This window comes from Roseateles sp. (assembly GCF_047654805.1).
Lineage (GTDB): Bacteria > Pseudomonadota > Gammaproteobacteria > Burkholderiales > Burkholderiaceae_C > Pelomonas.
In genome coordinates, this window is record NZ_JASGIV010000001.1 from 1,964,364 (window position 1) to 1,991,328 (window position 26,965).

The following is a 26,965-nucleotide window of genomic DNA, read 5'->3' on the forward strand; positions in this document are numbered from 1 at the left end:
CTCATTTCTCCCTGGTCACCGTGAAGTCGGGCGCGTTGAACAGCTCCGTGTCGACGCGTGCTCCGTCGTCTGCCATGCTCGGCTTGAACCCGAGCTGCTTCATCAGCGGGTTTCCCCGCATCGCCTGAGGGTTGCTCTTGGCAATGGCGGCCATGCGCATAAGCACCACAAATGCGACTGCGTCCTCGACATTTTTGGTCGGGAGGTCAGCGGCGTTAACGGCAACGCCTACAGGCAGGTTTGCCTGGACATAACGCTTCATGGCCATGGGCGTGGCGTCACGATGAGCAATCATGGCCTTGCGCAGCATGTGCAAGGCGCGCTCGTGAACGGTCATCTCGCGCTTGAGCATCGGCTTGCGCACGGGCTTGGGCGGTGGAGTTGTGGGCATCCGCAGCCGGTGCTCGGAGACGATAGGCATCGGGGAGAGCAGTCCGCCTTCAATAGGCATGTGCGCCAGGTCGGCCCGGTTCAGCGCGTTCAGCGTGTCCGCAACCACTTCTTCGATGCGGTCAGAGGCCTTCAGCCTGTAACCAAGGTAGGCAATCGCACGCTGCGTTGCCGCTTCCATGACCCGGTCCATCCTCTCTAGGAACCGCTCGACGTCCAACAACTTGCGGAATCGCTCAACGTCACGTTCAAGTTGCTCTGCTTCATCCCCGGCCTCAGAGCCTGGAAGCTCGCGGTAGCCTTGCAGGAGTTCCGACCGTGCTGGTTCCTCGTGTGCCACGCGACTGACCAGCTCGATGATGTCGTAACGCAGTCGAAGCGGGTGGTTCTCCGTCCGGAGTTCCCGGAAGTCGCGAACGTACAGCTCAGAGATGTGCTCGCTGAAGAACCTCTTGACGAAGACGGGAGTGGCCTGCTCCTGGGTCAGCTCCTTCATCAAGTCGCGAGCACGTAGGGTTGTCGCGCTCAGCGAGTTGATGAGACGGACACACAGTTGCGCAGCACTCACGAATCCCGCAGCTTGCGCGCGCGGGTTGTCTGCCACGGCGCGCAGCTGGCTGAAAACGAGCTGAATGTTGCCGCTGATGAGCTGGGGGCCTTCGACCGCGAACTGCTGCAGGGTCTCGAAGAACCGAGCAACCACCGGCCTCATGCTGATGAACCGTCGAGCGCCCACTCGGTCTTCCACCAGCCAACCAGTCTCGACCAACCGGCTGAGCAACATGTTCGCTTGGATGTTCAGCGGCGTTGCGTTGGTTTCGCCCGTCTCACTGTCCCAGCCCTTGTCGAGCAGGAACCGCTCAATCTCCTTGGTGATTTGCTCGTGGAGGTATCCGTCTGCGTAAGTGGGGACGGCGTCAGGGCCGAAATACCGTTCCGCGAACCGCGCCAGCAAGTCCCAGGTCCGACGGCTGTTCTTGCCCGTAAGAGGGCCGAACAGGTTCGGAGGGATGCGGTCGAACAGGTTCATGGCGTGTTGTTGCAAGTTATATCAAAGGATAAGTTGCACCGCAAGATAAGTTAGCTTGCAGTGAAAGACGCCATCCACAATAATTGGGATGATGGATACCGCAGCAGCCACTCGGATAGAGGACTTGGAGACCGTCCTGGTCTGGGAAGGGGAGCTTGACAACGAGAGCATTCGCGAGCTGCTGGGCGTCAAGGCTGTCTGGGCCAGCCGGCTGCTCGGTGCGCTAACGAAGGCGATGGGCCGGCGGGCGAAGCGAGAAACGGCCTACGCCCCTCTGAAGTTTGTGTCGCGTGCGGCCCTTCCGGGCCGCCATCGCTCGCCGGATGAGTACCTACGCGTCCTTGCCGGCTCGAAAGACACGAGGCGCCGGCAAGTGGTTGAAGACGCTCGGATGGACTTGGCCGCAGCGTCTCCCGCAGTCTTCTCTGCCGTCTTCCAAGCCATTTCTGCCGGTACGGGGCTGAGTCTTGTCTACAGGTCGATGTCGACGCCTGAAGGTACGACTCGCTTGGTCTTTCCACACGCTCTGGTGAGGGCGCCCAGGCGCTGGCATATGCGGGCCTGGTGTTCAGAGAGGCAGGACTTCCGCGACTTCACGCTCGGTCGGGTAGCGAGCGTTCAAAACGTCGATGAGGCGGCTCCCCGCGGCCGCAAGGACGATGAGGAGTGGAACTCGCAGCTGGAGCTCGAGTTGGTTGCCCATCCTGCGCTGAGTCCAGCGCAACAGGACATGATTGCGGGGGAGTATTTCAGCGGCGCGAAGTCGCTTCGCCTCAAGGTCCGGCAATCCTTGGCCGCCTACATCATCCAGGACCTCCGCTTGTCTACAGATGAGCGGAAGCAGCTTCCGCCGGAGTACCAACTCCTGGTGAACAACACTGCAGGTTTGCCGCCGCTCTTCACGGGACCCTAGCCTGCCTGTCCTTGGCTGCCGTGCATGGCAGGCCTTACAGTGTGTTGCATAACGCAATACACCGACGCATGGGCGCCGAGAAAGCCGCCGGAATGTCGTTCAGGGTTAGCCCTAGGACCAAGTTGCTTTTGGCGGAGGTTTCTGCTCATGAACGACGTAGCCTCACGAACATGCTCGAGGTCCTGGTCGAAGAATTCTGCTCACGCAACGGCATCGCCGAGACAGCCACCAGTCCTGCAACGAAGCGGGCGAGGCAGGGAGGAAACACACAGTGAATGCAGTCGCAAAATTACTGGGGGCGGTTCATCCGTCGCTTGAGAACCTCCATGGTTTGCCGCTTTTCGTCTTTTTGCTGGTTGCGGTACTGACCCTCATCTTCCTGGCTGGGTACGCGGTCAAAGGAACGCAGGTCTGGCTCCAGTTGAGGACCTCGCTCAATGCAGTGAGGGCGCTCCGTAAGGTAGGCGCGGCGCCAAACCCGAAGGAAGTTGGCGCGGTCTTCCGATGGGAGCCGCTCAAGCATCTATGGGAAGAGTACGCCGACACGCTTCACGAGCTTCGCAAAGCTGGGTCCGGGGACGCGGTACTCACGGAGTTTCGAGCCACCGTGCCGGCGGAATCGATGTTTACCAGGGAAGTCCTGGTGGACGGGCGGCTGTTCGACGAGTTCACGCGGCATCTGCCCGGGGTTCTGACTGGTCTGGGCATCATCGGCACCTTCGCTGGCCTGCTGGACGGATTGGAGAAATTCAAGGTCGACCCGGAGAAGATTCAGAACACGGTCAACGGGCTCGGCCCCCTGCTGGTGGGGGTTCAGCACGCATTCCTGGCTTCGGGCGCAGCCATCGCATGTGCCATGCTGGTGGTCTTCATCAGTCGGCTCACGCTTGCCTACCTATACCGCCTGGTCGAGCACCTGACGCATGCGGTGGATAGCCTGTACACCACCGGGGCCGGCGAGGAATACCTGGCACGGCTGGTCAAGTCGTCTGAGCAGAGCGCCGCGAGTACTGCGCAGCTCAAGGACGCTCTCGTGGAGGACCTCCACAAGATGATGACCAATCTGGTTGACCGCCAGATTGCGGCTCAGGAGGCGTCGTCGCTTGCGCTTGGCAAGCACATCGGCGAGTCCATCTCCTCCGCCATCGCTGAGCCCATGAAGCGGGTAGGGGAGGCCATGGAAGTCACCGCGCGTGGCAACGGCGAGCAGGTGAACTCGATGCTCGAGACACTGCTGACCGGATTCATGGCGAAGCTGGAAGACACTTTCGGCGGGCAGATGCGTGGCATTAACGAGCAGATGCAGCGGTCCATGGATTCGATGGCCGCCGTTCAGGCCTCTCTGCAAGGCCTGCTGGTCGACATCAAGCGCACCAACGAACAGGCCGCGACCCAGATGAGCGGAACGCTGGAAGACGCCATGAAGAAGGCTGCGGACAACCAGCAGTTGCTCACCGACCAGATGCGCGAGTTCGTCCAGGACTTCCGCCGCCTGGTCACCGAGGAGCAGAACAAGTCCAAGCACGCCATGGACGAGGCGGTAATGAAGGTCCTTGGTGAGGTCGCCATGGCCATGGAGGGACTGGAGAACGTACGCAAGGCCTCTGCGGCCGAGGAGTCAGGACGAAACGATAGGCTGGCCACGCAGACCAACCAACTCGTCGGCGGTCTGTCGACTCAAGTGGAATCGTTGCTGAGCGCCGTTTCCGACCAGGTCGCCAAGACTCAGCGCAACATCGAAGCGCTGGGAGATGTTTCGTTGCGGGCCATCGACGGCATGAATCAAGGCGCCTTGACGATGGGCTCCGCCGCTCAGCGATTTGAGACAGCAGGTAGTGCTGTGACGGGTGCCTTCGACCGGTCGACCAAGGTGGCCGACACACTTTCTTCGACTGCAGCTTCTTTGCAAGCGGCTTCCACGGCCGTACAGCGCGGGTTCGAGCAGTACGACTCGACGCGCAAGACGGTTGACACGCAGGTTGCAGCGCTCATGGGGCTTATTGAATCCGTCAAGAAGGAGGCGGGGGTCTCGCAAGAGCTGGTCAACAGCATCAAATCCAGCGCTGAGTCGATGCGCCAGTCGGAGGCAGAGGCGCGGTCTCACCTCGACCAAGTCAACGCGGCCCTGGTGAAGGCGTTCACAGACTTCGGCAACTCTCTGGTCAGCCAGGTCAAGTCGACCATTGCAGAGACGGACCGCCATCTTGCCCAAGGCACAGGTCATCTCAACGGGGTGGTCCAGGAACTTGCCAACGCGGTTCAACGCATGAAGAGGGCCTGACGTGCTCTCACGACTTGTTCTCAAGCGCGGTGCCAAGCACGAGGGTGAGAGTCCGTTTTGGATATCGTTCTCGGACCTGATGTCCGCGCTGATGGTGCTGTTCCTCGTCGTGATGGCAGTGACGCTGGTTTCGGTGACACAGAGCATCGACGCGGCCACTCGAGCGACTATCGAGCGCAGCGCTGCAATCAACCGCGTCATGACCATGATTGCGCAGGACCCGAAAAGTGCTGGGGTCGGTGTGGACGGGCAGAACTTTCGAATCGACCTCGGCAAGGAGGTCCGGTTTGAGAGCGGAAGTTTCACCATCAGCACGACAGCCGGGCAGTTCCTTCGTAGCTACATCCCGGTGCTTCTTCGCGCCAAGGACTCCAAGGAGGGCAAGGAGTGGATGCGCAGCGTCGTCGTGGAGGGCTTTACCGACGAGGACGGAACCTACCTTTACAACTTGCAGTTGAGCCTTGACCGCAGTCGAAGCGTCGTCTGCTCCCTTTTCCAAAGCAACGGGGCCGGTGACGCGTTGACGCCCGAGCAACTACGGAAGGTTCAAGAACTCTTCCTGGTTGGTGGCTACTCGTTCAACTCCATCAAGAAGGACAAGGCCGAAAGCCGTCGCGTCGAGTTCAAGATTGACTTCAGAGGTTTGGATGAGAAGGCGCCGGAGGAAAGCGATGTCCTCAAGGGCAAGGAGTTCGGCCGGTGCTAGCCTCATCCGCGCTTCAGCAACTGGCGAGGGACCTTCAGGCCTCCCTTGCCTCGATGGGTCTGCATGCGGGCGAGTTCGGGCGACCGGAACTCGTTGAGAAGCCGACTCGCGAAGCCGAACAGCTGTTCCAGGGGTTTGCGAAGGCTAAGCCGAGCAAGGAGGACGCATACGCGGCCGCTCGCGCCTTCGTTCGAGGGCAGGCTCTCGACGCATGGCAGCGCGACCTCGTCGCCTCAGCGGTCTCAGAACCTATCCGCGAACAGTCTGGGCTGTTGGCGCTCGCGTCCAAGAACTTCCCATCCCTTCTGGCGTCCTATGAAGACGAGGCGCAGCAGGGCGACCTGTGGCGGCTGACGTGGCATGGACTGCTGTACTCCTACTTCAACTTCGACCCGGAGACTGGGAAGGATGCTGCGTCGCGGTCGGGATGGGAGGCGCTGCGTTCCTTCCTCGAACGTACATGGCATCTGGTAGATGCGCAGGCGGGGACGGAGCTTGTGCCTGAGTGGGTGGGAGTCCTGCGGCAAGACGCAGAGGTTCTGACGACGAAGCCTGTCGAGAAGTATGCGAGGGACTATCTCCGCGGAGACGCGGAACCCACTGACCGTCTCGCAACGGACCTTGGCATTCCGCCTTCGAGTTGGTTCTGGCATGCCCTGGTTCTTGCGGCCGTTCGGCGGGCAACGGCCGAGGTCGATGCGGAGTTTCGAAGGCTGGTCCCTCAGCTCATCAAACTCATCCAAAGCAAGCCTGGCTTCCGCGACGAGGCGCTTGAGGTCATCCTCATCCGATATCACGCATGCAAAGGAGCCCCTCCGGACGAACGGTTGCGTGACTTCGTGTGTCAGCCGACCGTTTGGAAGAACCCCAAGCTCAAGGCCGCCGGCATTGCGACCGCTTGGAACAGGGTGCCAGACCCTGTGTGGCGGATGGTGCTGGGCTGGGTCAACGAGCGAAACCTCAAGGACTTCTTCGACATCCTCGCGGCACGGAACAAAGCGGACGAGGGGCGCCTGGCTTTCTGGTCCAAATACCTCAAGCAGATTACCTGGACACGCTTGGTCTTTGGCGCCGACACGATGGCTCTGAAGCGAACCAACACCGCTGTCCGCGAGCTTATTGCGAGCGAGGAGGGGGCCTACGCCCAGTTCACCGGAAAGCCCGAGGTCGACGCATTCATGATGCAACTAGGCTCGTACCTCATCATCGAATTTAGCAAGAAGCCCAACGCTTGCTACGTCTATCAGGCGGACCAGCTCCCCTTCGAACCGTACGACCGCCACTATGACGGCGGAACATCTGACTTGGCCGCCGGCTTCCGTGTTGGTTGCGCGCTGAGAATCGTCCACCGTGAAGGCTGGGGATGGCGCGCGGAGCAGGACCTTCGCCAGCTCGGAATCCTTCCTGATGAACCTGCGCCTCGACGCGTTCCCGCCGCAGGAGCAACGGGCGCGGCCACTGGAGGTCGGCCTGCCGAGCGTGCCAACTCGGCCGCGCAAGCTGCGGCTCTCGCAGGGCCGGACATGGCAGCTCTCAACACGCTCCTCAGTCGTTTTCGCGGTGCCACCATCGACGACCGGCGGAAAAACGCGAGTGGCGGGCGCCTGTGGGTCGAAGACCCGCTTCAACGCGTGCAGCTCGGCTCTGAACTGAAGGCGCTTGGATTCACGTGGGCCAACAGCCGCCAGGCTTGGTACTTTCCGGAGGCCTGATGGGCTTGTTTGACTTCCTCAAGCGTTCGACGACAGCCAAGGTCTCCGAGCCCGCTCTTAAGACAACCTGGACTGGTGAGGGTGTTTGCATAGAGTTTGCGAAGAATCTCGCCGAGCCGACGGCTGAAGGGCTACTTGAAGCCATTCACGACGCCGGCGCGGAAGACACCGTGCTCGGGGCGTACTTGGCCCAGTTGGCTACCGAGGGGCGGTGCAGGTTGGATGCGAGTAGCGCAACCATTCCTTGGGCGGACGTCTACGCATTGCAGGCATCCGCAGAGCATGTGGGCGCCTTGAACCTTCTTGGATTGCCGCCGCAAGGGCCGCTGAGGCCAGTACTTGATGGCTCGGGAACATTGTCATCAGACGACTTCGACCTGGAGATTTCGGGCTGGACGGATGGCAGCCAGCAGATACGGGTCGAGCGCCTGGACGGGGCTGTCGCAACGGTCGGCGGAAGAGTACAAATGCTTTCGCCGTGGGCTTGGGCCACGGTAGCTGAGGTTGCCGCTCTTCGCACTCGTCCTCAAGGCGAACGCAACCAGCAGGCCCAGGAACTGGCTTGGGGGCGGATTCGAAGCGTTGCAGACCGGGCTGGGGCGCTCTATGCGAACCCCTACCTTGAGACCACGTTGGTTCTCACGCCAGACAGCCTGAGGCTGCCGCTGTCAAAGGAAGAGACGCCTTTTGGGCGGGTGTTGACCGTGTCGCCTACGTTCGAGGGCGCGCCTGACGGCTGGCTCACGGCCTTCGATGGCTTCAATTCCGTTCAACCACACTACGACCTTACCCGCGGTGCCGGCCGCGTGCGTGTTGTCATCTCGGAGCCCGTTCGCAAGGTCTTGGCGGTCATCAAGCGCGAGATGCCGAACCGGAAGGTCTCTGGAAGCAAGGCGGAGAAGTTCATCCACAACCCCTTCGCTTTCCTTGGAGAGAGCGCTCACCAAGTGCTGAACGAAAAGGAGTTCCAGCAGGACCGTGCGAAGGCTGGTCCAGTTGCTGCGGTATTCAGTCTCGTCGCTCGAACCGAGCATGGCAGGGTCAACACGGTCGACCTCCTGGTGACAGAGCATTTCGGCGATGGAGCTGCTCGGACGAACAGCGGAACGCTCAAGAGCCCTGAGATGCTCGATGAGTTCCTGCATGCGCTGAAGTCCGCGCTGGAGCAAGAGCGGGAACAGTTTCCTTGGGAGGAGTACGACCTGACCCTCGATGCGGAGTCAACAGCTCAGCTGGAGCGAGGCATGCAGTTGGCCCACCTCTGGCGTACACAGCCCGCTGAACGCATCAACTTCGACGACGTCTATCAGCTGGACGGATACAGCGGTCGCATCGAGGGCATCGGCGTGGCCAAGCCCATCTATGTCCCTGTGTTCCAGCGAGACAAGAAGGAGGGGGACGAGGAAAACGGTTGGCTTCCCTCTGACCTTACTCCCATGGTGAAGGTGACGCTGCAGGGGCACGACGGGCAGGTGCTCATCCCTCTCACGAAGGAATGGGTGAAGGAGTTCAGCCAGCAGGTTGAGGAGGCTGAAAAGGCCGGCACGGCGGAGGTGAAGAACGACAGCTTGCCAACCGCCATTGCAACGCCTCAGGCTCGGACCCTGGCAGATGGCTTTGAAGCCATGCTCGGCGGCCAAGAAAAGTTGAAAACGGAGGACGAGTCCAAGCCGAAGCAGAAGAAAGGGCCAAGGGAGACGCTGCTGGTGAAGACGAACTTCCACGGCGTGGACTACCTTGAGGAGCGTCGAGCGTCGCTGGCCTTGCCGGAGGGGTGGGTGGCACAGTTGCCTCGAAGCCTGCGTCCGGCCATCGAGCTGAAGAAACATCAGCTGTACGGCGTGGCCTGGTTCCAGCACCTTGTGTCCAAGGCACCCTCGGAATGTCGAGGCGCGCTGCTGGCTGACGATATGGGATTGGGGAAGACTTTGCAGCTCCTGTCCGTTTTGGGCTGGTACTACGAGAGCAACCCCAATGCGGCGCCCTCCATCATCTTTGCTCCAAAGAGCCTGCTGGAAAACTGGGCGAACGAGGCTTGCAAGTTCTTCGACGATTCCTTTCCTGAGGTACTGGTGCTCTATGGCGACGAGCTGAAAGACCGCAAACAGCCGCTGGGGCTCATCGACAGTCAGTTGCAGGACAAGGGAATCGTCGAACTGTTGAAGCCGAACTGGTCCGGAAGCGCCAAGGTCATCGTCACAACCTACGAGGTACTGACGTCCTACGAGTTCTCGTTGGCCAAACAGCCGTTCGCCTTCTTGATTGGCGATGAGGCCCAACGCATCAAGACACCCGGCACGCTGGTGACTCTGGCCGCCAAGAAGCTGAAGGCGGACTTCCGCATCGCATGCACGGGCACCCCGGTAGAAAACTCCTTGGCCGACCTTTGGTGCTTGTTTGACCTTGTCCAACCGGGCTTGCTTGGCGCGCTAGAAGAATTCGGCAAGACGTACCGCCGCCCCATTGAGTGCGAGACCGACGAGCAGGTGGCGGCGATGAAGCGGCTTCAGGCAGCGATTGCGCCGCAGACGCTACGGCGAACCAAGGCTGACATCGCCGCCGACTTGCCAAAGAAGTTCTTCGCCATGAAGAAGGCGGAGTCTGCGGCGCTGGAGTTCAAGCCGGCGCTGGAGGAAGAGGAACTGCTCGAAATAGCAATCACCGAGCACCAGAGCATTCTCTACAAGGGTGGACTGAAGAAGCTTCAGGACGCAGCCAATGAGTCGAACGGCCGCAAGCGCGCCCAGCTCTCGTTCGGGGCGCTGCATCTCATGAAGGCAGTCTGTGCCGAGCCGTATTGCTTGCCGGGAACGAAGTTCATCTTGGACAAGGCGGGCCGCGAGCAGCACCTCGGGAACTCGCCCAAGCTGAGCTGGCTGTTGACACAGTTGGCCGAAATTCAGCGTGCCGGAGAGAAGGCAATCGTCTTCACTGAGCTGCGCGAGGCTCAAGCCGCTCTCTATTACTTCCTGAAGGAGTCCTTCGGACTGCGCCCGTTCATCATCAACGGTGAGTCACAGGGGCGGCAGGGCTACATCGACAAGTTCTCGGCGAAGCCTGGCTTCGACGTAATCATTTTATCGACCCTTGCCGCCGGTGCTGGCTTGAACGTGACCGCAGCCAACCATGTCTTTCACTTCACTCGCGCATGGAACCCCTCGAAGGAGGCTCAGGCAACAGACCGGGCATATCGCATCGGCCAAGTGCGCGATGTCTTCGTGTACTGCCCAACGGTGGTGGCGAATGACTTCCACACCTTTGAGGTTCGACTCGACCAACTCCTGAAGCGAAAAGCTGGGCTGGCCGGGGCCACGCTCGACGATGGTGGCCTTGCGGCGATGCTCAATGGCACAGGCAAAGACGCGACCTTCAAGGAACTCGTTGGAGACAGCGGACGTGGCGAAGCTGTGCCCAAGCGCTATCTCACCATGGACGACGTCGACCGAATGGACGGCGACGGCTTCGAGGTGTTCTGTTGCATGCTGTGGGGAAGGCTTGGGTTCCAGGCAACGGTCACACCGAAACGTGGCGGCGACGGGGGCATTGACGTTGTTGCGCTGAAGGGGCGGGAAGGGGAGTTGCTGCAGTGCAAGAGCTCCAAGGCCTCCGAGGTGGGATGGGATGCCATCAAGGAGGTCACGGCGGGCGCGGCGAGGTACCAGGCAACGTTCAGAGGCACGCGTTTTCGCCGGCTGGCCGTGACAAATCAAAGCTTCACTACCGGAGCGCGAGAACAAGCTGCTGCCAACCATGTAGAGCTGATAGTCCGGTCAAACCTTGAGGAGATGTTGGGCGCTCACCCCATCACGAACTACGAGTTTGATACGGCGCTGCAAGAACAAACGCTGTACGACGAGGTCGCAGCGTAGAACACCAGCCTTCAGAAACTGCCGTCGCAAGGACCAGAGTGAGTCTGCGAGTAGGCCTTGACGTTCGCCCGACGCTTCAAAGTATTACCCTGAACCATCTGCTTGGAGACGACTGAACCACGCGAGCGCGTAATTCTGTCTACGGAAGTGCCCTGAGTTCTGCCCGGCCGCGCGGTGTTCAGCTGTTGGCTAGGTCTTCCGCAGCGTCCTGAGTTTTGTCTCTTCCTAGTTGTTCCAAGACGCGTTCGAAGTCGACCGTCACTCGCGGTCAACGATGCTTCGGGCCGAGTGAAGAACTGTCGCTTCGACTGGTGGAACTCGGCAAACAGTAGACGTAGACTCCGCGCGTTAAGACTTCCAGAGAAAACTCATGGCAACCAGCGTCTCTAGGCTCCATGCGCAAATCGCGAAACTGCAACAGAAAGCAGACAGCCTGAAGAAGGCGGCTGTGTTGCGCGTGCAGAAGGAGATTCAGTTGCATGGATTGACTTCGGAAGACCTGTTTGGCGGAGGCTTCATCGTGGGCAACAGAGCGAAGGCACAGCGGCGCACCGACGCAAAGCCCGCATCAAAGGCGCCGAAGTATGGCGACAGCGCCGGCAACACATGGGGCGGTATGGGCAAGCGTCCGTCCTGGCTCAAGGATGCGTTGGAGGCTGGCGCCTCACTGGCAGACTTTCTGTTGGCGGGGCCGCAGGCTGATAAACCGGTCGCTAAGCTGCGCAAGGCCGCACCGGCGCCAGTGGTGAAGAAGGCGAGGAAGGCGGTACCCGCGAAGAATGTGGTGCCAACTAAGAGGACCGCAAAAAAACAGCCGAAAGCAAATGCGGGGTCTGCGCCTCGGAAGCGGACCGCTCCAGCGGCGACGCCGGCTGAAGCTAGCTAACGCCCCTTCGATTGCCCTCCAGCCTCTATGAGGCTTGGGCCGCGTCAAGTTGCAGCGCACCCGCCTACCGCGGGTTCTCAGCGACTCTTTGCGGCTTGTTCGGCCTCTCGGATGACGTCGATGACGTCCTTCAAGCTGCAGCCGTTCACAATGCCTGTCCTGGTCCCGCAGTCTGCCGGCGGCTTCAGCTGCGAAATCAGCGCCCTGCGCGTAGACGCGGCAAGCTGCCAGCCCAGCGGAATGGGCACAGAGTCCACGCCAATCTGGAACTCGATGTAGTCGGACGGTACCCCGTTGTCTTGCATCGTGGTGATGTCGGTCTTGAGCGTTTCGGCAGCCAGAACACCGCGCGCCCCGCGTGTGTTTACCATCGTACGAACAGGCGAGAGCAACTCGCCAAGCCAGCGTGGAGGTTGCTCTTCGGCCTGGGCGGTGGTGGGCACTTTGACGGTAGCGGCCAGCATGCTCGGCGAGTTCCCGATGCGGATGACGACGGGGCGAATCTTGAACCCATAGGCCGGCGCCATCTGCATTGCGAAGTCGACGACCTCGGATAGTGTGGTTGCCCCCGAATTCTCGAAATAGCCGCCGTCGACGAAGCGGAGGCGGCTATCACCGTTTGTGAGCGTCGCAGCTGGGGTTACCAGGGGGAACCGCGCGCTGGTGACTGCCATTGTGCTGATGCGATGCTCCGTGAACGGCGCGAAGTCCTGAAAGGACGTCAGTCGATGGAAGCGCTCTTCCAGAGGGTAGGCCGGTGACGCTACAACTCGGCTACCAGTCTCTACGCTCGTCGCGTTGAACATCAGTATTGGGACGTTCTTGTCTGCCTTCCAGTAGGAGTACAGGCCGCGTTCCATGAAATCCGTCTGTAGCTCCTTCTTGAACCGCTGCTCCAAGGTCTCTTCCAGCGTCTTGGCTCTGTCCCATGAGGGAACGGGATAGGGTACGAGGCGCTGCAGTGCGTCGGGAAAGAGCATGGTTGCTACCAGCGGCCCAAGGTAGTCAGCCCTGAGAACGGCCTCTGCGCCTTCGGCGATGTCTCCTTGCTCGGCAGTCGTCTGGGCTTCACACTTGAGGTCTGCGTGCACATCCGACATCGGCGTTGCGTCCAGCAGTCCTGCGAAGGTGGCGGCACCGATGCTGCCGCCCGAGACGCCTGAAATCACAAAGAGGTGACGCGCGAATGCCGGGCACTGGTCCTGAATTGCCGCTAGGACTTGTGCGGTGAAGTAGGCGGCTCGTATCCCACCGCCCTCGGCGGCCACGAACACTACAGGGTAGGGCTCCTTGCTGTTTGGCGGAGCCCGTGCGACCAGCCAGTCGCGCAATGCCTCGTCGAAGGATGTCAGCTTGGCCGTTGCAGGCTCTTTCTTCCTCAGCTGTCGCAACTCGTGGTTGTCGTTGAGGTCTAGCGCGCTCCACAGCGCTGCGACTACGAACAACAACGTCAGCCAGTGCCAACGAGGTATGCGGGGGGACGACGTGAGCCAAGTCAGCAGCGGAACAAGCGCCACGCAAGCCGCAAGGAGAACTCCGATGGCACCGAGCAGCCGTCCGAGCTCTTGAGGAGACGCTGCGGCGCAAATAAATATTGCGAGGCCCAACCCAAGGGAAACCAGTATCCATGAGCCCTGGCCGAACCGGTGCTGAGCCGCGGCACCGTCCTGCAACCGCGAGAAGCCGATGGAGAGTTTCCTGCGCTTGGAGTAGTAGGTCATGACAGACCCTGCGCCGAGAATCGCCAGCGCCCAGGTGAAGGCGGACGCTATAGAGAGCGCGTCCCCGGATAGGCCGGCCTTCGCCTTGAACGTGGCAACAATGCTTCCGACCCATGGGAGTAACGCAAGCAAACCTGGGAACAGGGCTCTCGCGACACGAAGCGTCGAATTGGAAGTAAGCGGCTTGGCGTACCGGTGCACAAGCGCGTAGTGCGTCCAAAAGAGCTGCGTCCAAGTCAAAATGAATAGCAGGACGTAGATTGCCATCAGCGTAAAGCCGGACGGCTCGCTGTCATGCGGGTCCGCGGCATTCAGGAAATAGACACGCGCAATCTCCTGGACCTGGTCGCTTAGTGCCCCCGCCGCAAACAGAAGAAGCGCCGCGAGCACTGGGATTCGGCACACGTACAGCATGTACATGAGCCGGGAGCCGGTTCGAAACCTGGGCCAGGCCCGGTGAGGTTGGATAAGTTGCACGTCGTACTTTCGTCAAGACCCGATGCAGCCGGTGTACTACGACGCGCTGAGCCGCCCAAGGTGTATTGAGCACTGCGACTGAGATGCCGTCAGGCTTTTCATCAAGGCAGATGAAGCAGTAGCCGATTCGGCGACGGTTTGGTGGATGGGGCGGCTCGACCTACAGGCCTGCTTCGAAGTGCAAGAATCGACGGCCGGCCTGCAAGATGAGCTGAAGCTCGTGGAGTGCTGCGTCGCCCTCTGGGCTCCAAGGCGTCAGATGTGGGTGCGCCCGAACTTGCCCGAGCGCCAGCGTGCGAAGTTCCTTGCGAAGCAGCCTAGGGCTGAGCAATCAGGCTCAAGGCTGCTCGATACGAGGCCCGGCGATGGTGGCTGAAGGTACGCGACCTTGAGGCCTGGAAGAGGGCCAATCCTGAGTGGGCGGAGATGTGGTTTCCGACAAGGACGGCGACGGCTAGGACGGCGAAGCTTAGTCTTCCCCCAGCCTCACACGCTCGCCCCACATGACGAGCAATTTCCGAGCGTCGCGTCGGGCGTCTCGCAGCGCGCTCGCTTTATCGCCGTGGATGCGCAAGCATTCGTGCACAACCTGCACCGCGGGGGAGCCTTGGACGAAGCTCACGACCCCGACGACGCCCAACGGGTGAGACCTCGTAGATGCGAACGCTGTCGCACCGTCTGTCGTGAAGAGGTTGTGCATGATGGCCTCGCTGGCGGGAGGCCGCAATGATGCACTCCGCCGCACTGACCTGCAATCACGACACGGACCTAGGCACGAGAGCCGCGGCTCCTGAACCAGGCCATGAGCGCACCCGAAACGATGCCGAGCACGACGATTGCAGCCATCCCGAAGAAGGAAAGGCCGATGACAAGGGCTTCATCTTCAAACATGCCGGCATTTCTTCCGCCCCGGGTCGCGCCGAAGAAGAAAGCCACGATTCGAAGCAGGATGAACCCGCCGACGCTAAGAACAAAGTTGAGCTTGAAGAGCCACTTAAAGATTCGTGGCGAGACAGCCCAAAATATCGCGAACAGCACCAACGCGACGACAAACTGCATAACCTTCCCCCTGCAGGACCAGTCGAACTACGCAAGTTGCTGGCCTTCATCGGAAGGATGTACCGAATCCAGGGTGAGCAGAGTGTCAACTACGCTGCAGTTAGAAATTTCTCCGGTGCTGCGGAAATCGGTCACAGAGGTAGCCGCGTTTTCGGGACGTGGTTCCGGCACCAGATGGAAACTGGGGTCGTCCTGAAGGGAGACCCATGAATTTCACAACTATTGCGTTAGTCGTCCTCGCCGCGGCCGTCTTGGCTGCAGTGTTCTTCCTGCGCAAGAAAGGCGCACCGAGCCCACAAGAGCAGAGCAAGGGCGAGGCGCTTTCGCCCGCAGGGAGCAGCCTTGCTGTCATCGAGCAGGAAGCTCCTGAGCCGATGCCTGCCGCTATCCACTTTGGGACGGACGTTTCCAATCCTGCCGTCACCCTGCGGCCGCTTCCTTTGTCTGACCTGGCTTCGGTGGCCAAGACTCAGCCGGTGGAGCCTTCCTTGGGGGTGGCCAGCCGGATTTCTTCGCTGATGCAGGCTGCGCCGTCATTGCTCGTGGCCGAAGCTCACCGCGGCCGCCAGTTGATGGAAGTAGTCATCGACGGAAAGCTCACACGGGCTGCAGACGGAAATGGATTCCGGGCGATGGCGATGGGCAAGGATGGCATCAAGGAGCACGCTCGGCTCTTTGAAACCAAGGACCTCACAAACCTGGTCAACGCCGCTGCGGTCTGGCAACTGGCATCGGTCGTCGTTGCGCAAAAGCACATGGCTGACATCAGCCAGAAGCTTGGTGAAATCAAAGACGCTGTGAACAGCATCAGCGACTTCCTTGACAGCGGTCGGCGTGCGGTCATCCACGGAACGTACCAGTACCTGCAGCAAGGCTATGAGGCGCTCACTCAAGGGGAGCTGACGCCCGCCATTCGCGGCGAGCTTGAGTCCTGCGAGCGCGATTTGCTGGCGGTGCAGCACCACCTCGTGGCTGATATCAAGCGTCGGGTTCAGGTCGCGCCGAGAGATGACGACACCTTCGGAACCGAGAGCCTGCACAAGAACAGCATCGAGAAGTACCGCGAGATTGGGCAGGTCGTTGAAGACCTGAAGGTTTGCTTGAGGACTCGTGCGTTGGCCTGGTACGTGTTGAGCCTCTACCCGGGCGAGCAAGCGCTGAAAGGCGCCAGGTGCGAGAGCATCAAGCAGGGGCTCGCCGAGTTCAAGGACGTGCAATCCTTGGTTGAATCTCAAGGCAGCATCGACGGCGAGCGCTTCAAGTCCATGTGGAATCGTGACAAGACCCTGGACGTCCGAAAGGCTGAGGTGCTAGGCGAAGCTATGTCGGTCCAAGAGATGCTCGAGGGGGCTCGCGCAGGCACCATTTCTCAGTTGGAGACATCGCAAACGATGCTGCTTGAGCGTGACAGCCCCACCCAGCTCTTTGTTGAGCTCATGGATGGCAGGGTTACCCAGATTCGACAGCGCGAGTTAGTCGCAGCGTAGAAAGTATGTTGCGCTATGCATGGCCGTTCCTCGCTGGACGCGGAGATTGAGTCATGAACCGACAGGACTTTTCTTCAAACGCTCAGGTGCGCGACTTCGTCGCCTGGGCGGGCACCTTCGAGTGCGATGGGGACGGACACCTAGCGCCCGCAAGCGGCGGCGCGCTTTCGACGCTTACCGTAGCGCTGGACATTCCGAAGTCCACCAAAGTTCCAGTTGCAGTTCGGCGACGCTCACCATTTGGGGAGCTGACTCGCGGGTATAGCTGGCGAGCAAATGGCATGTCCACGGGTGACTTCGCAGAGACCCGAGCGACAGTCGCCGGGTTGGCGCAAGCCATCAGAGGCGCCAGAACGCGGGAGTCTGCAGTTGCTGCGATTGAGAGAATTCTGCGGTGGGGTGGGGATAGAAATGCAGCCGTTGGCGCGCTGCCATTCCTGTTGGCCCGCCCCGACCTTGTGGGCTACCTCGACCAAGTCAAAAATGCGCTGAATCTCGAGCAGGCAGTTGCTACCCCAGACGGGCTGCGCGGCGTACTCGGCATGAACTCGATGTTGACCAAGGTCCATGCGTTCAACTCAGAGGACGGACTTCCCATCTACGACTCGCGCGTAGCCGGCGCAGTGGCTACGGTTGTTGAAAGTTGGAGACGAGCCCGTGGCACCGAGGGGCAACGACTGCCTTCGGCCCTATCGTTCCCAGAGGTCGGTGGGGGAGGGGACAGACGAGGCGTTCGGTCGCGCTTCCCCGGCTGCATCGCCCCGCCGGCGCTCTACTACGGCGGCAGGAGCCAGTCGACGGAAGCCGTCCTGAGGAACGCCAGAGCTTGGGCGTCAGCGAAGGTGCGCCTGGGCTGGCTGTTGTCTGAGCTCTTGGTGGAACCAAGCCCGGACGGAATGCGCAGCTTGGAAGCGTGCCTGTTCATGGCCGGGTACGACTGCGCGGGCATCAATCGCTGAACGTGGCTTGCATCGAACCAGCCAAGCTGTAGATGCATCAGCTGGTAGTGGCGTCAGCATCAACAGCCAGCCCCATATCTTTCTCCTCCGGTATTCCGTACCCTAGCGTGGGTCCTATGGTGGGGGAGGGTGCATGAGCATTCGAGCTTTTTGCGGCTGCCGCAATGGCATGTTGCTGCGCTGCCGATGACGTTTCATCGCGCGCTTTTCATCGACTTCGACGGCGTCCTTCATCGTGCGGGCGACGGTATAGAAGACGTTGGGCCGCATTGGGTCTGGCTGCCGTTGCTGGCGAAGGCGCTGGAACTCGCGCCTGACCTGCCTGTGGTGGTTCACTCCACGTGGCGGTATCAGTACCACCCCTCCGAGCTGCGCGAGCTGTTGAGCCCGCTGGGCAGTCGCTTGATTGACGTGGCTCCGCGCGGGCCGCGGCAGGAAGCCATCAGATGGTGGCTGCACATGCACCCGACTGTGACGTCGTATCGGGTGCTCGACGACGACGGCAAGGAGTTCGACGAGCCACATCCCGAGGAGTTGCTGCTGTGCGAGCCAAGCCTGGGGCTGACGACGCCTGGGGTGCTGGAGCGGCTGGTGGAGTGGCTGGAAAAGTCGACCTCCTAGGCCTGAATGGGGTGAAGGTATAAACGACAGACAGAAAAAAGAAGCTCTCAAGACAACGCCTTGAGAGCCAAACCAAAAAGTACGTCAGTTCCTCATGGAACAGAACACTAGCGCAAGCTGCCTGTTTGGAGGAAAGAAGGGCCTCCGACAACCCACACGGCAACGTCTCACGACGTGGCTGTAGACGATGTCCTACTGCGTATAGGCACCCACGGGCTAGCTTCGTGTCTGCCGGCAAGATTTACTTCACTGCCAAGGCCAAGAGCCGTCCCGCAGACGGTTGCCCACGGGACGGCCCTTGGTTCGACCAGTCCGTAACTCGTCAGTCGTCGTTCTCGCTGTAGGGAGCCTCGTTGTCCGCGTCGAGGTCGTCGAACCGGCCGATGCCGAACTTCTCACCGAGGTCCGCAAGACGCTCGTTCGCGCCATTGCTCATGCGCAGGGTGTCCCTCATGGCATCGCGCATCTCCCCCTTCACGGCCTCGGTCGGGTTCAGCTGGTCGATGATGGTGTAACTGAGGCGCGCGCCCGTATAGAACACGCTGTAGTCCAGCGATTCGGCGGCGATGTGCATGTCGTCCGACTGCGAGAGAAGCCAGCGCAGGTCGTCAAGGCAAGGTGCCCACTTGACGAGCTGCACGTGGATTTCATGGTCCATGCCACGTGGGTAGGGCTTGCCAAGCGGCTCGCTGTCTGCCGCCTCCATGTCAGTCTCGGTCCAACTCCAGATGTACGGAGCGAGGATGGCGCGCGCCAGCAGGACGTCGTTCAGGTACTCAGCACGGAACGCCAACTTGCGCCGTTCGGCCGCCGACAGCTCTGCCGGGGCGCGATGGTCCGGCGGCGCGTCATCGTAAGGGCTCCAGCCCTCGTACTGGCACCCGAACTCGGTTGCACGGCGGAGCAGGTCGACAGAGTCCGAGAGGACGATTTCGGCGGTCATCCTCACGTAGCGCCGGACCAGCACGATGCGCATATCGAGAGTCTCGGCGGGCTGGTAGATGCGCAAGCCGTGGGCGAGGTCGGGGCTATAGACGCAGATATCGGCCTGCAGGCGTTCGGCAGCGAGCTGGGTCGGGGCGTGAATGGTGTGGTGCAGGTCATGGAAGATGGGCTCGCCGCTGACCCTGTAGCGGTTCTTCTTGCCGCGTAGGAAGAGCACGCGCTCCGCAAGTGAAACTGCCTCCTCAAAGGTCGCGGTGTCCTTGAACTTTTCCTCTGTGAAACCGCGCTTTTTCAGGAGCCCGGCCGCTTGAGTCCGCTCCTTGGTCATCGGTCGCTGAACCTGGCTCAAGTAAACAGGGATGGTCTGCTGAGGGGTGTGGAGATAGCTCACCTTCGGAGTGGCTCGATGCTTCTCAGCAAGGGTCTTTAGCAGCGCGTCTCCTCGCGCCAGGACCTCGTTGGCGTGTGCCAGGTCTTCCTTGAGGGTGCGCTTCTTTGAGGCCTTCCTCTTCGGCTTGGCGGCTTGCTCGTTGGCGGCGGGGGAGACCGGGAATGAAACGACGTTGCCGACGGCGGTCAGTTCGGTCGAGGGGCGGCTGGGGGTCGGGGTGGTGCTGGGGGACTTGGAGGTGGGCATGTGGCTGTCTACAGGCGTGTCTGGGCCGTCCGCGCCGAAGAGGCTGTGCGGACGTGGATGAGAGGCGGGGAGGGGAGGCGCTCGGGCTGAGCGCGTCAGGCCGGCTTGTGCGGCGTCGCGGTGCCAGCGGGCCTCAGCTTGCTGGGCCGAATGACGACCACCGGCTCGTTATGGAACGACAGGTCCAGGAGGTACATGAAGCGGCACTCCGCGTCGTCAAGGCCGAGCGCGCGCCATCGTGCTTCGCCCAGTCGCGGCCCGTCACCGCGTACGGAGAGCACGGCGTTGTTCTCACGTCGCAGCTGCCGGAACTGCATGGCCTTGGCCACCATGCCGAGGTGCGACGGGTTGTCGAGAGTCAGGGACCAGCGACTGCCGCGCATGCTGAGGGTCGCGGATACGAACGGAACTTGCTTGCCCCGGATGACACGGTAGTCCGTTTTAAGGGAAACGTGACAAATTTGCTTGGCCAGAGGCGTCTTTGTTTTGCGCTTGCGAGTCTTGGGCGTTTTTTCTGTCATGAGCGATGGTGGGTACTTTCTAGGCAAAGCGATTCCCTGCCGCAGATAAGCGGCAATTGAATCGGTTGGTTTTGTTGGTTCTCTGGCGGTTGACGTCAGACCGCGGTAGAGCAGGATTTAAAGTCCTGGTGTATCAACGGTGGCGTGTACTTAGCCGCCGTCCGGCTCAGAGGGGAGTCGGAACCCAAACTTCCGGGACGCTGCTTCTTTGCCTCTTCACTTGTGGTGACCCGGGGCTCAGCGGTAGCAGAAGTCGTTTAACACTGAATTTGGCCTTTAGGCTCTGGGACTCAGTGAGGCCATTTTAAAGCTTATAACCAGATTTGTCGACATTACTCGATTTGCTGGGTTTCCCTGATATAAAGAAATTGTTTCTTTCAAGGGGTATTGAAAGAATGAATATTCTCAAGCTGCCTTTGCGCGTGAATAGGTCGCGGTTGGACCGCCAGCTTGGCCCGCCGCTTCCGCGGGCGCTGGCAACATGCGCCGTGGCTGCGCTAGGCAGCAGGGAGAGAGGGAAGCATGCTGAGGTGCGGCGACAAGTTGCGGCTGACGGCGTCCGAGCGGGAGTTCGTATCGGTCGCAGCAGGCAGGGACGTCAACCCGACGTCCGTTGATGAGTACAACCGCCTCGTGGACTCAACCCACGAAATCCTGGTGGCCCAAGCCGATGCTGCTGAGGTCTACATGCAGCCGGACGGCGTTGACCTCGGCGAAGGGCCCGAGCTGCGAATCATGGCGGCGCTGCTCCAAGCGACACGCCTTGAAGAGGGCTGACTAGCGGACCGAAACGGCCCCTGAATCGCTACACCGGGAAGGCCATCTGTACTTCTCAAGCCGCCCCGGCTCGCCAGCGTAAAACCTATTGGCAAACGTGGCCGGCACAGAGCCGATTGGCAAACTACGTTCTGGCGTACAACCTATTGGCAAACGGGCGTTTTGGCGTACAACCTATTGGAAAAAAAGAGCCTTTTTGAGGGCTGAGGAGCCCAAAGCGCAAAAAGCTGCGCGTTCCGAGTTTTCGCGACGTCCCGTCGCTGAATCGGTCGATGCACCTATAGGAACTCACTTCCCTGGGTGGCGTACAACTTGTTTGTCAAAAACTCGCCGGTTTTAGGCCTTCCAGCGTAGAACCCTTTGTCAAAAAGGTCCTGGAGTACAACCTATTGGCAGAGGGTACAACTTGTTTGGAAAAAACCAGCCGATCAGATACCGTTCCGGTGGATCGGATCTACCCGGGTCAGATTTCCCGGATCAACTGCCGGAACTCGTCGACGTCCTCGAAACTGCGGTAGACCGAAGCGAAACGTACGTAGGCCACCTTGTCGATGCGCTTCAATTCGCGCATGACCAGTTCGCCCAGGCGCGTCGACGCGATCTCGCGCGCACCGCTGGCGAGCAGCTTCTCCTCGATGCGGTTGATGGCCGCGTCGATCTGCTCGACGCTGACCGGCCGCTTGCGCAGGGCCAGCTGCATGGAGGCGCGCAGCTTGCTGTCGTCAAAGTCGGCACGCCGCCCGTCCTTCTTGACGACGGAGGGCAGGGTGATGTCGGCCCGCTCGTAGGTCGTGAAGCGCTTGTCGCAGAACAAGCAGCGACGCCTGCGGCGGACGACGTCGCCCTCATCCGATTCCCGGGTCTCGGCGACCTGGGTCTCGGGGTGAGAGCAGAACGGGCAGCGCACGACTCTGGATCAACCGCGGTAGACGGGGAAGGCGGCCGTCAGCGCAGCGACCTTGGCACGCACGGCGGCCAGGTTGGCCTCGTCGTGCGGCTTGTCCAGCACGTCGGCGATCAGGTGTGCCGTCTGGCGCACCTGTTCTTCCTTGAAGCCGCGGGTGGTCATCGCCGGCGTGCCCAGGCGGATGCCGCTGGTGACCATGGGCTTTTGCGGGTCGTTGGGGATGCCGTTCTTGTTGCAGGTCATGTGGGCGGCACCCAGGATGGCCTCGGCCTCCTTGCCGGTCAGGTTCTTGGGGCGCAGGTCAACCAGCATGACGTGGCTTTCCGTGCCGCCCGAGACGATGCGCAGGCCGCGCTCGATGAGCGTCTCTGCCAGCACCTTGGCGTTCTTGACGACCTGCTGCTGGTAGGCCTTGAACTCGGGGCTCAGGGCTTCCTTGAAGGCCACGGCCTTGCCGGCGATGACGTGCATCAGCGGGCCACCCTGGATGCCGGGGAAGATGGCCGAGTTGATCTTCTTGGCGATGTCTTCCTTGTTGGTCAGGATGATGCCGCCGCGCGGGCCGCGCAGGCTCTTGTGCGTGGTGGACGTGACAACGTCGGCGTGCGGCAGCGGGTTCGGGTAGACGCCCGCTGCAATGAGGCCGGCGTAGTGGGCCATGTCGACCATGAAGTAGGCGCCGATCTCCTTGGCGATCTTGCCGAAGCGCTCGAAGTCGATGCGCAGGGAGTAGGCGGACGCGCCGGCGATGATGAGCTTGGGCTTCTTCTCGCGGGCCAGGGCCTCCATCGCGTCGTAGTCGATCTCTTCCTTGGCGTTCAGGCCGTAGGAGATGACGTTGAACCACTTGCCGCTCATGTTCAGCGCCATGCCGTGGGTCAGGTGGCCGCCTTCGGCCAGGCTCATGCCCATGATGGTGTCGCCGGGCTGCAGCAGCGCGAAGAACACGCCCTGGTTGGCCTGCGAGCCCGAGTTGGGCTGCACGTTGGCGAACTCGGCGCCGAAGAGCTGCTTCAGGCGGTCGATGGCCAGTTGCTCGGCGACGTCGACGTACTCGCAGCCGCCGTAGTAGCGCTTGCCGGGGTAGCCCTCGGCGTACTTGTTGGTGAGCTGGCTGCCCTGGGCTTGCATCACCGCCGGCGAGGTGTAGTTCTCGCTGGCGATCAGCTCGATGTGTTCTTCCTGGCGGCGGGTCTCGTTCTGGACGGCGGTCCAGAGCTCAGGGTCGACCAGGGCGAGGGTGGAGGTGGTGCGGTCAAACATGCTGGTGTTCCGAAGGTCAGGCGGTGAATCCCCGGCGATCGCGGCACGCGCGACGTCCAAGGCTGCCCAGGCGAACGGCTGACAGCGGCTCCTGAGAACCGCCTCACGCTCCCCGGTGGTGGCCCACCTCAGGTCAGCTCGTGACCCTGATCGCCAGTCGCGTGAGCCAGCAGTGTAAGTCAGTGGCGCCCTGTCGAGCGCGAGAACACCACGCGCCTCAGCGCAGCATGGCCACCTGAGCGGATTCGCCGCTGGGCGCGGAGGCTGCCTCCCGCAGCGGACGCGCACTGGCGTTCGCCGGGACCGAGCGGCCGGCAGCCACGGCCTTGAGCAGGTCGTGCTCGGCCATCACGCGGGCCGTGTAGCCCGTGTCGTCGGCCAGATTGGCCGCGCCGACGTAGTAGCGCAGCCCCTCGTCCAGGCTTCCGGCGCGCTGGATGCATTCCTTGAGCACCTGCACGCCCACGCGCAGGTTGGTCACCGGATCGAATGCCGCCAGCGTGCCGCCGAAGGCTTCGTACTTGTCGTCGTGCACCCGCGTCATGACCTGCATCAGGCCCTGCGCGCCCACGGAACTCTGGGCGAAGGGATTGAATCCCGATTCGATGGCCATGATGGACAGGATCAGCGTCGGCTCCACCTTGGCGCGCTGTCCCACGGCCCAGGCCTCCTGCACCAGCCGGCTGACCGGCTCGGGCGCGACCCGGTAGCGGCGTGCCAGCCAATGGGCCACCGCGGCTTGCTGGTGGCTGAGCCCGCGCGGGTCCGTGGCGGTAGCGCGCGCGATGGCTTCCGGCTCGGCGGGGACCAGCATCGCGCTGCCGTCGGCTTCCGCGCGCGCTTCCTGGCGGGCGTGCAGCCAGCCCAGCGTGGCGGACTCCACCTTCTCGCGCAGGCCCGCCTGGCTCGTGAACACCAGCAGCACCGCCACCACGGCCAGCCCGAGAAGGGCCAGCGTGTTGTGGCTGACCACGAGCAGGCCGTTGCCGATGTCCTTCACGAACAGCGACGCCGAATCCCGCGTGTGGCGAGCCAGGCTGAACAGGTCTTGACGTGTCGTCATGCGACTCCTTGTGCCGCGCCTACCTCAGCTTGTCCTCGATGCGAGGTGATCCGGGTGGGGCGACGGTGATAATTTCCCGGTCGATTGCTGGCCTGTGGCATCTGCGTGCCCGGTGGACCCGACCAATTGGGCTTCAGTAGAAACCCGAAGCGACGAATTTTACGAGTCGAAGATAACCCGTCAAGGTTGTTTTAACTCTTCGAAACTACTTTTAGTTATGAAATACAGCGACCTGAGGGACTTCATCGCCGGCCTGGAGGGGCTTGGCGAGCTCAAGCGCGTGCGTGAAAAAGTCTCGCCAGTCCTGGAGATGACGGCCCTCAGCGACCGGGTGCTGCGGGCCGGCGGGCCGGCCCTGCTGTTCGAGGCGCCGACGGGGTTCTCCACCCCCGCCTTGACCAATCTTTTCGGGACAACGCGCCGCGTCGCACTCGGCATGGGCGCTGAGTCCCTGGCCGATTTGAGGGACGTGGGCCGGGTGCTCGCCAGCCTCAAGGAGCCGGATCCGCCCAAGGGCCTGAAGGACGCCGGAAAACTGCTGCAGATGGCCAAGGCGCTGTGGGACATGAAGCCCGCCGTGCAGCGCCGCGCGCCCTGCCAGGAAGAAGTGCTGGAAGGCTCGGACATCGACCTCGGCCGGCTGCCCATCCAGAAGTGCTGGCCGGACGACGCAGCCCCCCTGATCACGTGGGGTCTCGTCATCACCCGCGGCCCGGCAAGGCCCCGCCAGAACCTCGGCATCTACCGCCAGCAGCTCATTTCGCCCCGCCAGGTCATCATGCGCTGGCTGGCGCACCGCGGTGGTGCACTCGATTTCCGCGACTTTGCGCTGGCCCACCCGGGCGAGCCCTTTCCCATCGCCGTCGCGCTGGGTGCCGACCCCGCGACCATCCTCGGCGCCGTCACGCCGGTGCCAGACTCCCTGTCCGAGTACCAGTTCGCCGGGCTGTTGCGCGGCTCGCGCACCGAGCTGGTCAATACCGGGGTGGGCCACGAACAACCGCTGCAGGCGCCGGCTTCGGCCGAGATCGTGCTGGAAGGCCACATCCCGCCCGCCGCACCGGGCTTCACCGGCGTCAGCGCGCACGGCGTGCCGCTGAAGGAGAAGGATGGCTATCTGCATGCGCTGGAAGGCCCGTTCGGCGACCACACCGGCTACTACAACGAGCAGGACTGGTTCCCGGTCTTCGAGGTCACGCGCCAGACCCAGCGCAAGAACCCGATCTACCACTCGACCTATACCGGCAAGCCGCCGGACGAGCCAGCCATCCTGGGCGTGGCGCTCAACGAAGTCTTCGTGCCCATACTGCAAAAGCAGTTCCCCGAAATCGTGGACTTCTACCTGCCACCCGAGGGTTGCAGCTACCGCATGGCCATCGTGTCCATCAAGAAGGCCTATCCCGGCCATGCCAAGCGGCTGCTGTTCGGTATCTGGAGCTTCTTGCGCCAGTTCATGTACACCAAGTTCATCGTCGTCGTGGACGACGACATCGACACGCGCAACTGGCAGGAGGTGATCTGGGCCATCACGACCCGCATGGACCCGGTTCGGGACACCACGCTGGTGGACAACACGCCCATCGACTATCTCGACTTCGCCTCGCCCATCAGCGGCCTGGGCGGCAAGATGGGGCTGGACGCCACGAACAAATGGCCCGGCGAGACCTCGCGGGAATGGGGGCGCGGCATCAGCCTTCCGGCCGAGATCACCGCCATGGCCGAAGCGCTATTCGGGCAACTCTTCTTGAAGGAGCCGGGGGGCTCGCCTACTGTTTGAATGCCTTTTGAGGCAAACCCTCTGGCGCAATCTTTGCGCGCCAGGAGCCCCTCGGCAGATTGCCGTGGAGCCCCGAGGTGGCATCGCCACCCACCCCGCCCGGCCTGAAAGCCCGGCGGGGTTTCTATTTACTGCGCCTCAGCGCCCGGCCCACCAGGCCAGCGTTTCGTAGACGATGTAACGCACCCGCGCGAAGCCGTCGACGGAAGGGCACCAGTCGTCGAAGCTGCCGAGGGCATCCTCGCGCAGCCCCACGGGCGCCGGCAGCACGCGCAGCCCCAGCGGCGCCGCCTCGGCCTCGAAGGCACGCAGCGCCCGCCGCATGTGCGCCTCGTGCGTGACCAGCATGACCTGCTTCACACCCGCCGCGGCCAGCAGGGGCAGCGTGCGGGCGGCGTTCTCGCGCGTGTCCCGGGAACTGGCCTCTGCCCAGCGCAGCGGCAGGCCGTAGTCCTGGGCGGCGACGCGGGCGACCGTCAGTGCCTCGGGTTGCTTCAGCTCGCCTGCCGTCCAGCCGATGCCCCCCGTGAAGCCCAGGGGCCAGCCGCTGTGCCGGGCCAGCCAGACGCCATAGGCCAGCCGTTCGGCCGTGATGCGGGTGGGGGCGCCCGCGCCGTACTCGGGCGCCAGCCGACGCACCCCGCCACCGAGCACCAGCACGGCGCCGTCCTGGTGGCCGCGCAGGGCGTCGACCTGGGCTGGTCGCAGCAGTGCTGGCTGGCCGGCGGCACGGCTCAGCAGTTCGCCCACCGCTTCGGTGCCCGACAGCCACACCCCGGCGAGCGCCAGGACCAGCATGGCCCCACCGAAGCGCCGCCCCCGCCGCAGGCGCCAGCCACCCCAGGCGGCCAGCAGGAGCAGGGGGGCTGGCGGCAGAGCGGCCGCCAGCAGCAGGGTCTTGAAACCGGAATAGTCGAGGGCAAGGCTCACGCCGGCATCATCGCCGACATCAATAATGCGTCCG

General features: G+C 62.1%; 19 protein-coding genes and 1 riboswitch. Of the genes, 10 read left to right on the forward strand and 9 right to left on the reverse strand.

What is annotated here, in order from left to right:
* Position 1: 1 nt before the first annotated feature.
* Entirely contained in the window at positions 2-1,420 is a 1,419-nt protein-coding gene (locus QM732_RS08700; RefSeq protein WP_415655776.1) for a Wadjet anti-phage system protein JetA family protein, read from the reverse strand.
* Positions 1,421-1,544: 124 nt separating this feature from the next.
* Between QM732_RS08700 and QM732_RS08705 the strand changes: the two genes are divergently transcribed.
* The 6 genes from QM732_RS08705 (at position 1,545) to QM732_RS08730 (ending at position 11,787) form a co-directional block, all read left to right on the forward strand.
* Positions 1,545-2,333, forward strand: a complete 789-nt coding sequence (locus QM732_RS08705; protein WP_415655777.1) for a WYL domain-containing protein — start codon at positions 1,545-1,547, stop codon at positions 2,331-2,333.
* 271 nt (positions 2,334-2,604) lie between these two features.
* The gene (gene zorA, locus QM732_RS08710; RefSeq protein WP_415655778.1) at positions 2,605-4,614 is read left to right on the forward strand and encodes an anti-phage ZorAB system protein ZorA; all 2,010 of its coding nucleotides are present in this window, start codon (positions 2,605-2,607) and stop codon (positions 4,612-4,614) included.
* A gap of 1 nt (position 4,615) precedes the next feature.
* Entirely contained in the window at positions 4,616-5,320 is a 705-nt protein-coding gene (locus tag QM732_RS08715; RefSeq protein ID WP_415655779.1) for an OmpA family protein, read from the forward strand.
* Positions 5,314-7,032: an EH signature domain-containing protein gene (locus tag QM732_RS08720; RefSeq protein ID WP_415655780.1), complete on the forward strand. Its 1,719-nt coding sequence runs from the start codon at positions 5,314-5,316 to the stop codon at positions 7,030-7,032. The genes QM732_RS08715 and QM732_RS08720 overlap by 7 nt, the downstream gene beginning before the upstream one ends.
* On the forward strand, positions 7,032-10,901 hold the full coding sequence (locus tag QM732_RS08725) for an SNF2-related protein (protein ID WP_415655781.1): 3,870 nt from the start codon (positions 7,032-7,034) through the stop codon (positions 10,899-10,901). Before QM732_RS08720 ends, QM732_RS08725 begins: the two co-directional genes overlap by 1 nt.
* A gap of 370 nt (positions 10,902-11,271) precedes the next feature.
* On the forward strand, positions 11,272-11,787 hold the full coding sequence (locus QM732_RS08730) for an H-NS family nucleoid-associated regulatory protein (protein WP_415655782.1): 516 nt from the start codon (positions 11,272-11,274) through the stop codon (positions 11,785-11,787).
* Between the two features lie 77 nt (positions 11,788-11,864).
* Here the strand turns inward: QM732_RS08730 and QM732_RS08735 are convergent, their stop codons facing one another.
* Both QM732_RS08735 and QM732_RS08740 read right to left on the reverse strand, forming a co-directional pair.
* Positions 11,865-13,928 carry a hypothetical protein gene (locus QM732_RS08735; RefSeq protein WP_415655783.1) on the reverse strand — a complete coding sequence of 688 codons (2,064 nt, stop codon included), beginning with the start codon at positions 13,926-13,928 and terminating at the stop codon, positions 11,865-11,867.
* A gap of 825 nt (positions 13,929-14,753) precedes the next feature.
* On the reverse strand, positions 14,754-15,044 hold the full coding sequence (locus tag QM732_RS08740; RefSeq protein ID WP_415655784.1) for a hypothetical protein: 291 nt from the start codon (positions 15,042-15,044) through the stop codon (positions 14,754-14,756).
* Between the two features lie 206 nt (positions 15,045-15,250).
* On the opposite strand from QM732_RS08740, the gene QM732_RS08745 reads away from it, so the two are divergent.
* Together QM732_RS08745 and QM732_RS08750 are read left to right on the forward strand one after the other, a co-directional pair.
* Entirely contained in the window at positions 15,251-16,531 is a 1,281-nt protein-coding gene (locus QM732_RS08745) for a hypothetical protein (RefSeq protein ID WP_415655785.1), read from the forward strand.
* Positions 16,532-17,619: 1,088 nt separating this feature from the next.
* On the forward strand, positions 17,620-18,111 hold the full coding sequence (locus tag QM732_RS08750; RefSeq protein WP_415655786.1) for an HAD domain-containing protein: 492 nt from the start codon (positions 17,620-17,622) through the stop codon (positions 18,109-18,111).
* 322 nt (positions 18,112-18,433) lie between these two features.
* On the opposite strand, the gene QM732_RS08755 is transcribed toward QM732_RS08750, so the two are convergent.
* On the reverse strand, positions 18,434-19,693 hold the full coding sequence (locus tag QM732_RS08755; protein ID WP_415655787.1) for a hypothetical protein: 1,260 nt from the start codon (positions 19,691-19,693) through the stop codon (positions 18,434-18,436).
* 95 nt (positions 19,694-19,788) lie between these two features.
* Positions 19,789-20,214, reverse strand: a complete 426-nt coding sequence (locus tag QM732_RS08760; protein ID WP_415655788.1) for a hypothetical protein — start codon at positions 20,212-20,214, stop codon at positions 19,789-19,791.
* 522 nt (positions 20,215-20,736) lie between these two features.
* Between QM732_RS08760 and QM732_RS08765 the strand changes: the two genes are divergently transcribed.
* On the forward strand, positions 20,737-20,991 hold the full coding sequence (locus QM732_RS08765; RefSeq protein WP_415655789.1) for a hypothetical protein: 255 nt from the start codon (positions 20,737-20,739) through the stop codon (positions 20,989-20,991).
* 463 nt (positions 20,992-21,454) lie between these two features.
* On the opposite strand, the gene nrdR is transcribed toward QM732_RS08765, so the two are convergent.
* From nrdR to QM732_RS08780, 3 genes are all read right to left on the reverse strand, one after another.
* A complete protein-coding gene (nrdR, locus tag QM732_RS08770) occupies positions 21,455-21,898 on the reverse strand; it encodes a transcriptional regulator NrdR (protein ID WP_415655790.1) in 444 nt (147 codons plus the stop codon).
* 9 nt (positions 21,899-21,907) lie between these two features.
* Positions 21,908-23,161 (reverse strand): serine hydroxymethyltransferase, encoded by a 1,254-nt coding sequence (gene glyA, locus QM732_RS08775; protein ID WP_415655791.1) that lies wholly within the window; start codon positions 23,159-23,161, stop codon positions 21,908-21,910.
* A 57-nt stretch (positions 23,162-23,218) separates the two neighbouring features.
* A riboswitch (ZMP/ZTP riboswitch) is annotated at positions 23,219-23,332 on the reverse strand.
* Between the two features lie 46 nt (positions 23,333-23,378).
* Positions 23,379-24,224: a transglycosylase SLT domain-containing protein gene (locus QM732_RS08780; protein ID WP_415655792.1), complete on the reverse strand. Its 846-nt coding sequence runs from the start codon at positions 24,222-24,224 to the stop codon at positions 23,379-23,381.
* A gap of 217 nt (positions 24,225-24,441) precedes the next feature.
* On the opposite strand from QM732_RS08780, the gene ubiD reads away from it, so the two are divergent.
* The gene (gene ubiD / locus QM732_RS08785) at positions 24,442-26,001 is read left to right on the forward strand and encodes a 4-hydroxy-3-polyprenylbenzoate decarboxylase (RefSeq protein ID WP_415655793.1); all 1,560 of its coding nucleotides are present in this window, start codon (positions 24,442-24,444) and stop codon (positions 25,999-26,001) included.
* A gap of 138 nt (positions 26,002-26,139) precedes the next feature.
* On the opposite strand, the gene QM732_RS08790 is transcribed toward ubiD, so the two are convergent.
* Positions 26,140-26,931 carry a YdcF family protein gene (locus tag QM732_RS08790; RefSeq protein ID WP_415655794.1) on the reverse strand — a complete coding sequence of 264 codons (792 nt, stop codon included), beginning with the start codon at positions 26,929-26,931 and terminating at the stop codon, positions 26,140-26,142.
* Positions 26,932-26,965 lie beyond the last annotated feature (34 nt).

Excerpts from the sequence above, each read along its gene's own strand:
- QM732_RS08725 (WP_415655781.1), top strand. The coding sequence starts at position 7,032 with ATGGGCTTGTTTGACTTCCTCAAGCGTTCGACGACAGCCAAGGTCTCC.
- QM732_RS08730 (WP_415655782.1), top strand. The coding sequence starts at position 11,272 with ATGGCAACCAGCGTCTCTAGGCTCCATGCGCAAATCGCGAAACTGCAA.
- QM732_RS08735 (WP_415655783.1), bottom strand. The coding sequence starts at position 13,928 with ATGTACATGCTGTACGTGTGCCGAATCCCAGTGCTCGCGGCGCTTCTT.
- ubiD (WP_415655793.1), top strand. The coding sequence starts at position 24,442 with ATGAAATACAGCGACCTGAGGGACTTCATCGCCGGCCTGGAGGGGCTT.
- QM732_RS08755 (WP_415655787.1), bottom strand. The coding sequence starts at position 19,693 with ATGCCCACCTCCAAGTCCCCCAGCACCACCCCGACCCCCAGCCGCCCC.
- glyA (WP_415655791.1), bottom strand. The coding sequence starts at position 23,161 with ATGTTTGACCGCACCACCTCCACCCTCGCCCTGGTCGACCCTGAGCTC.
- QM732_RS08700 (WP_415655776.1), bottom strand. The coding sequence starts at position 1,420 with ATGAACCTGTTCGACCGCATCCCTCCGAACCTGTTCGGCCCTCTTACG.
- QM732_RS08760 (WP_415655788.1), bottom strand. The coding sequence starts at position 20,214 with ATGACAGAAAAAACGCCCAAGACTCGCAAGCGCAAAACAAAGACGCCT.
- QM732_RS08740 (WP_415655784.1), bottom strand. The coding sequence starts at position 15,044 with ATGCAGTTTGTCGTCGCGTTGGTGCTGTTCGCGATATTTTGGGCTGTC.
- QM732_RS08780 (WP_415655792.1), bottom strand. The coding sequence starts at position 24,224 with ATGACGACACGTCAAGACCTGTTCAGCCTGGCTCGCCACACGCGGGAT.
- QM732_RS08745 (WP_415655785.1), top strand. The coding sequence starts at position 15,251 with ATGAATTTCACAACTATTGCGTTAGTCGTCCTCGCCGCGGCCGTCTTG.
- QM732_RS08765 (WP_415655789.1), top strand. The coding sequence starts at position 20,737 with ATGCTGAGGTGCGGCGACAAGTTGCGGCTGACGGCGTCCGAGCGGGAG.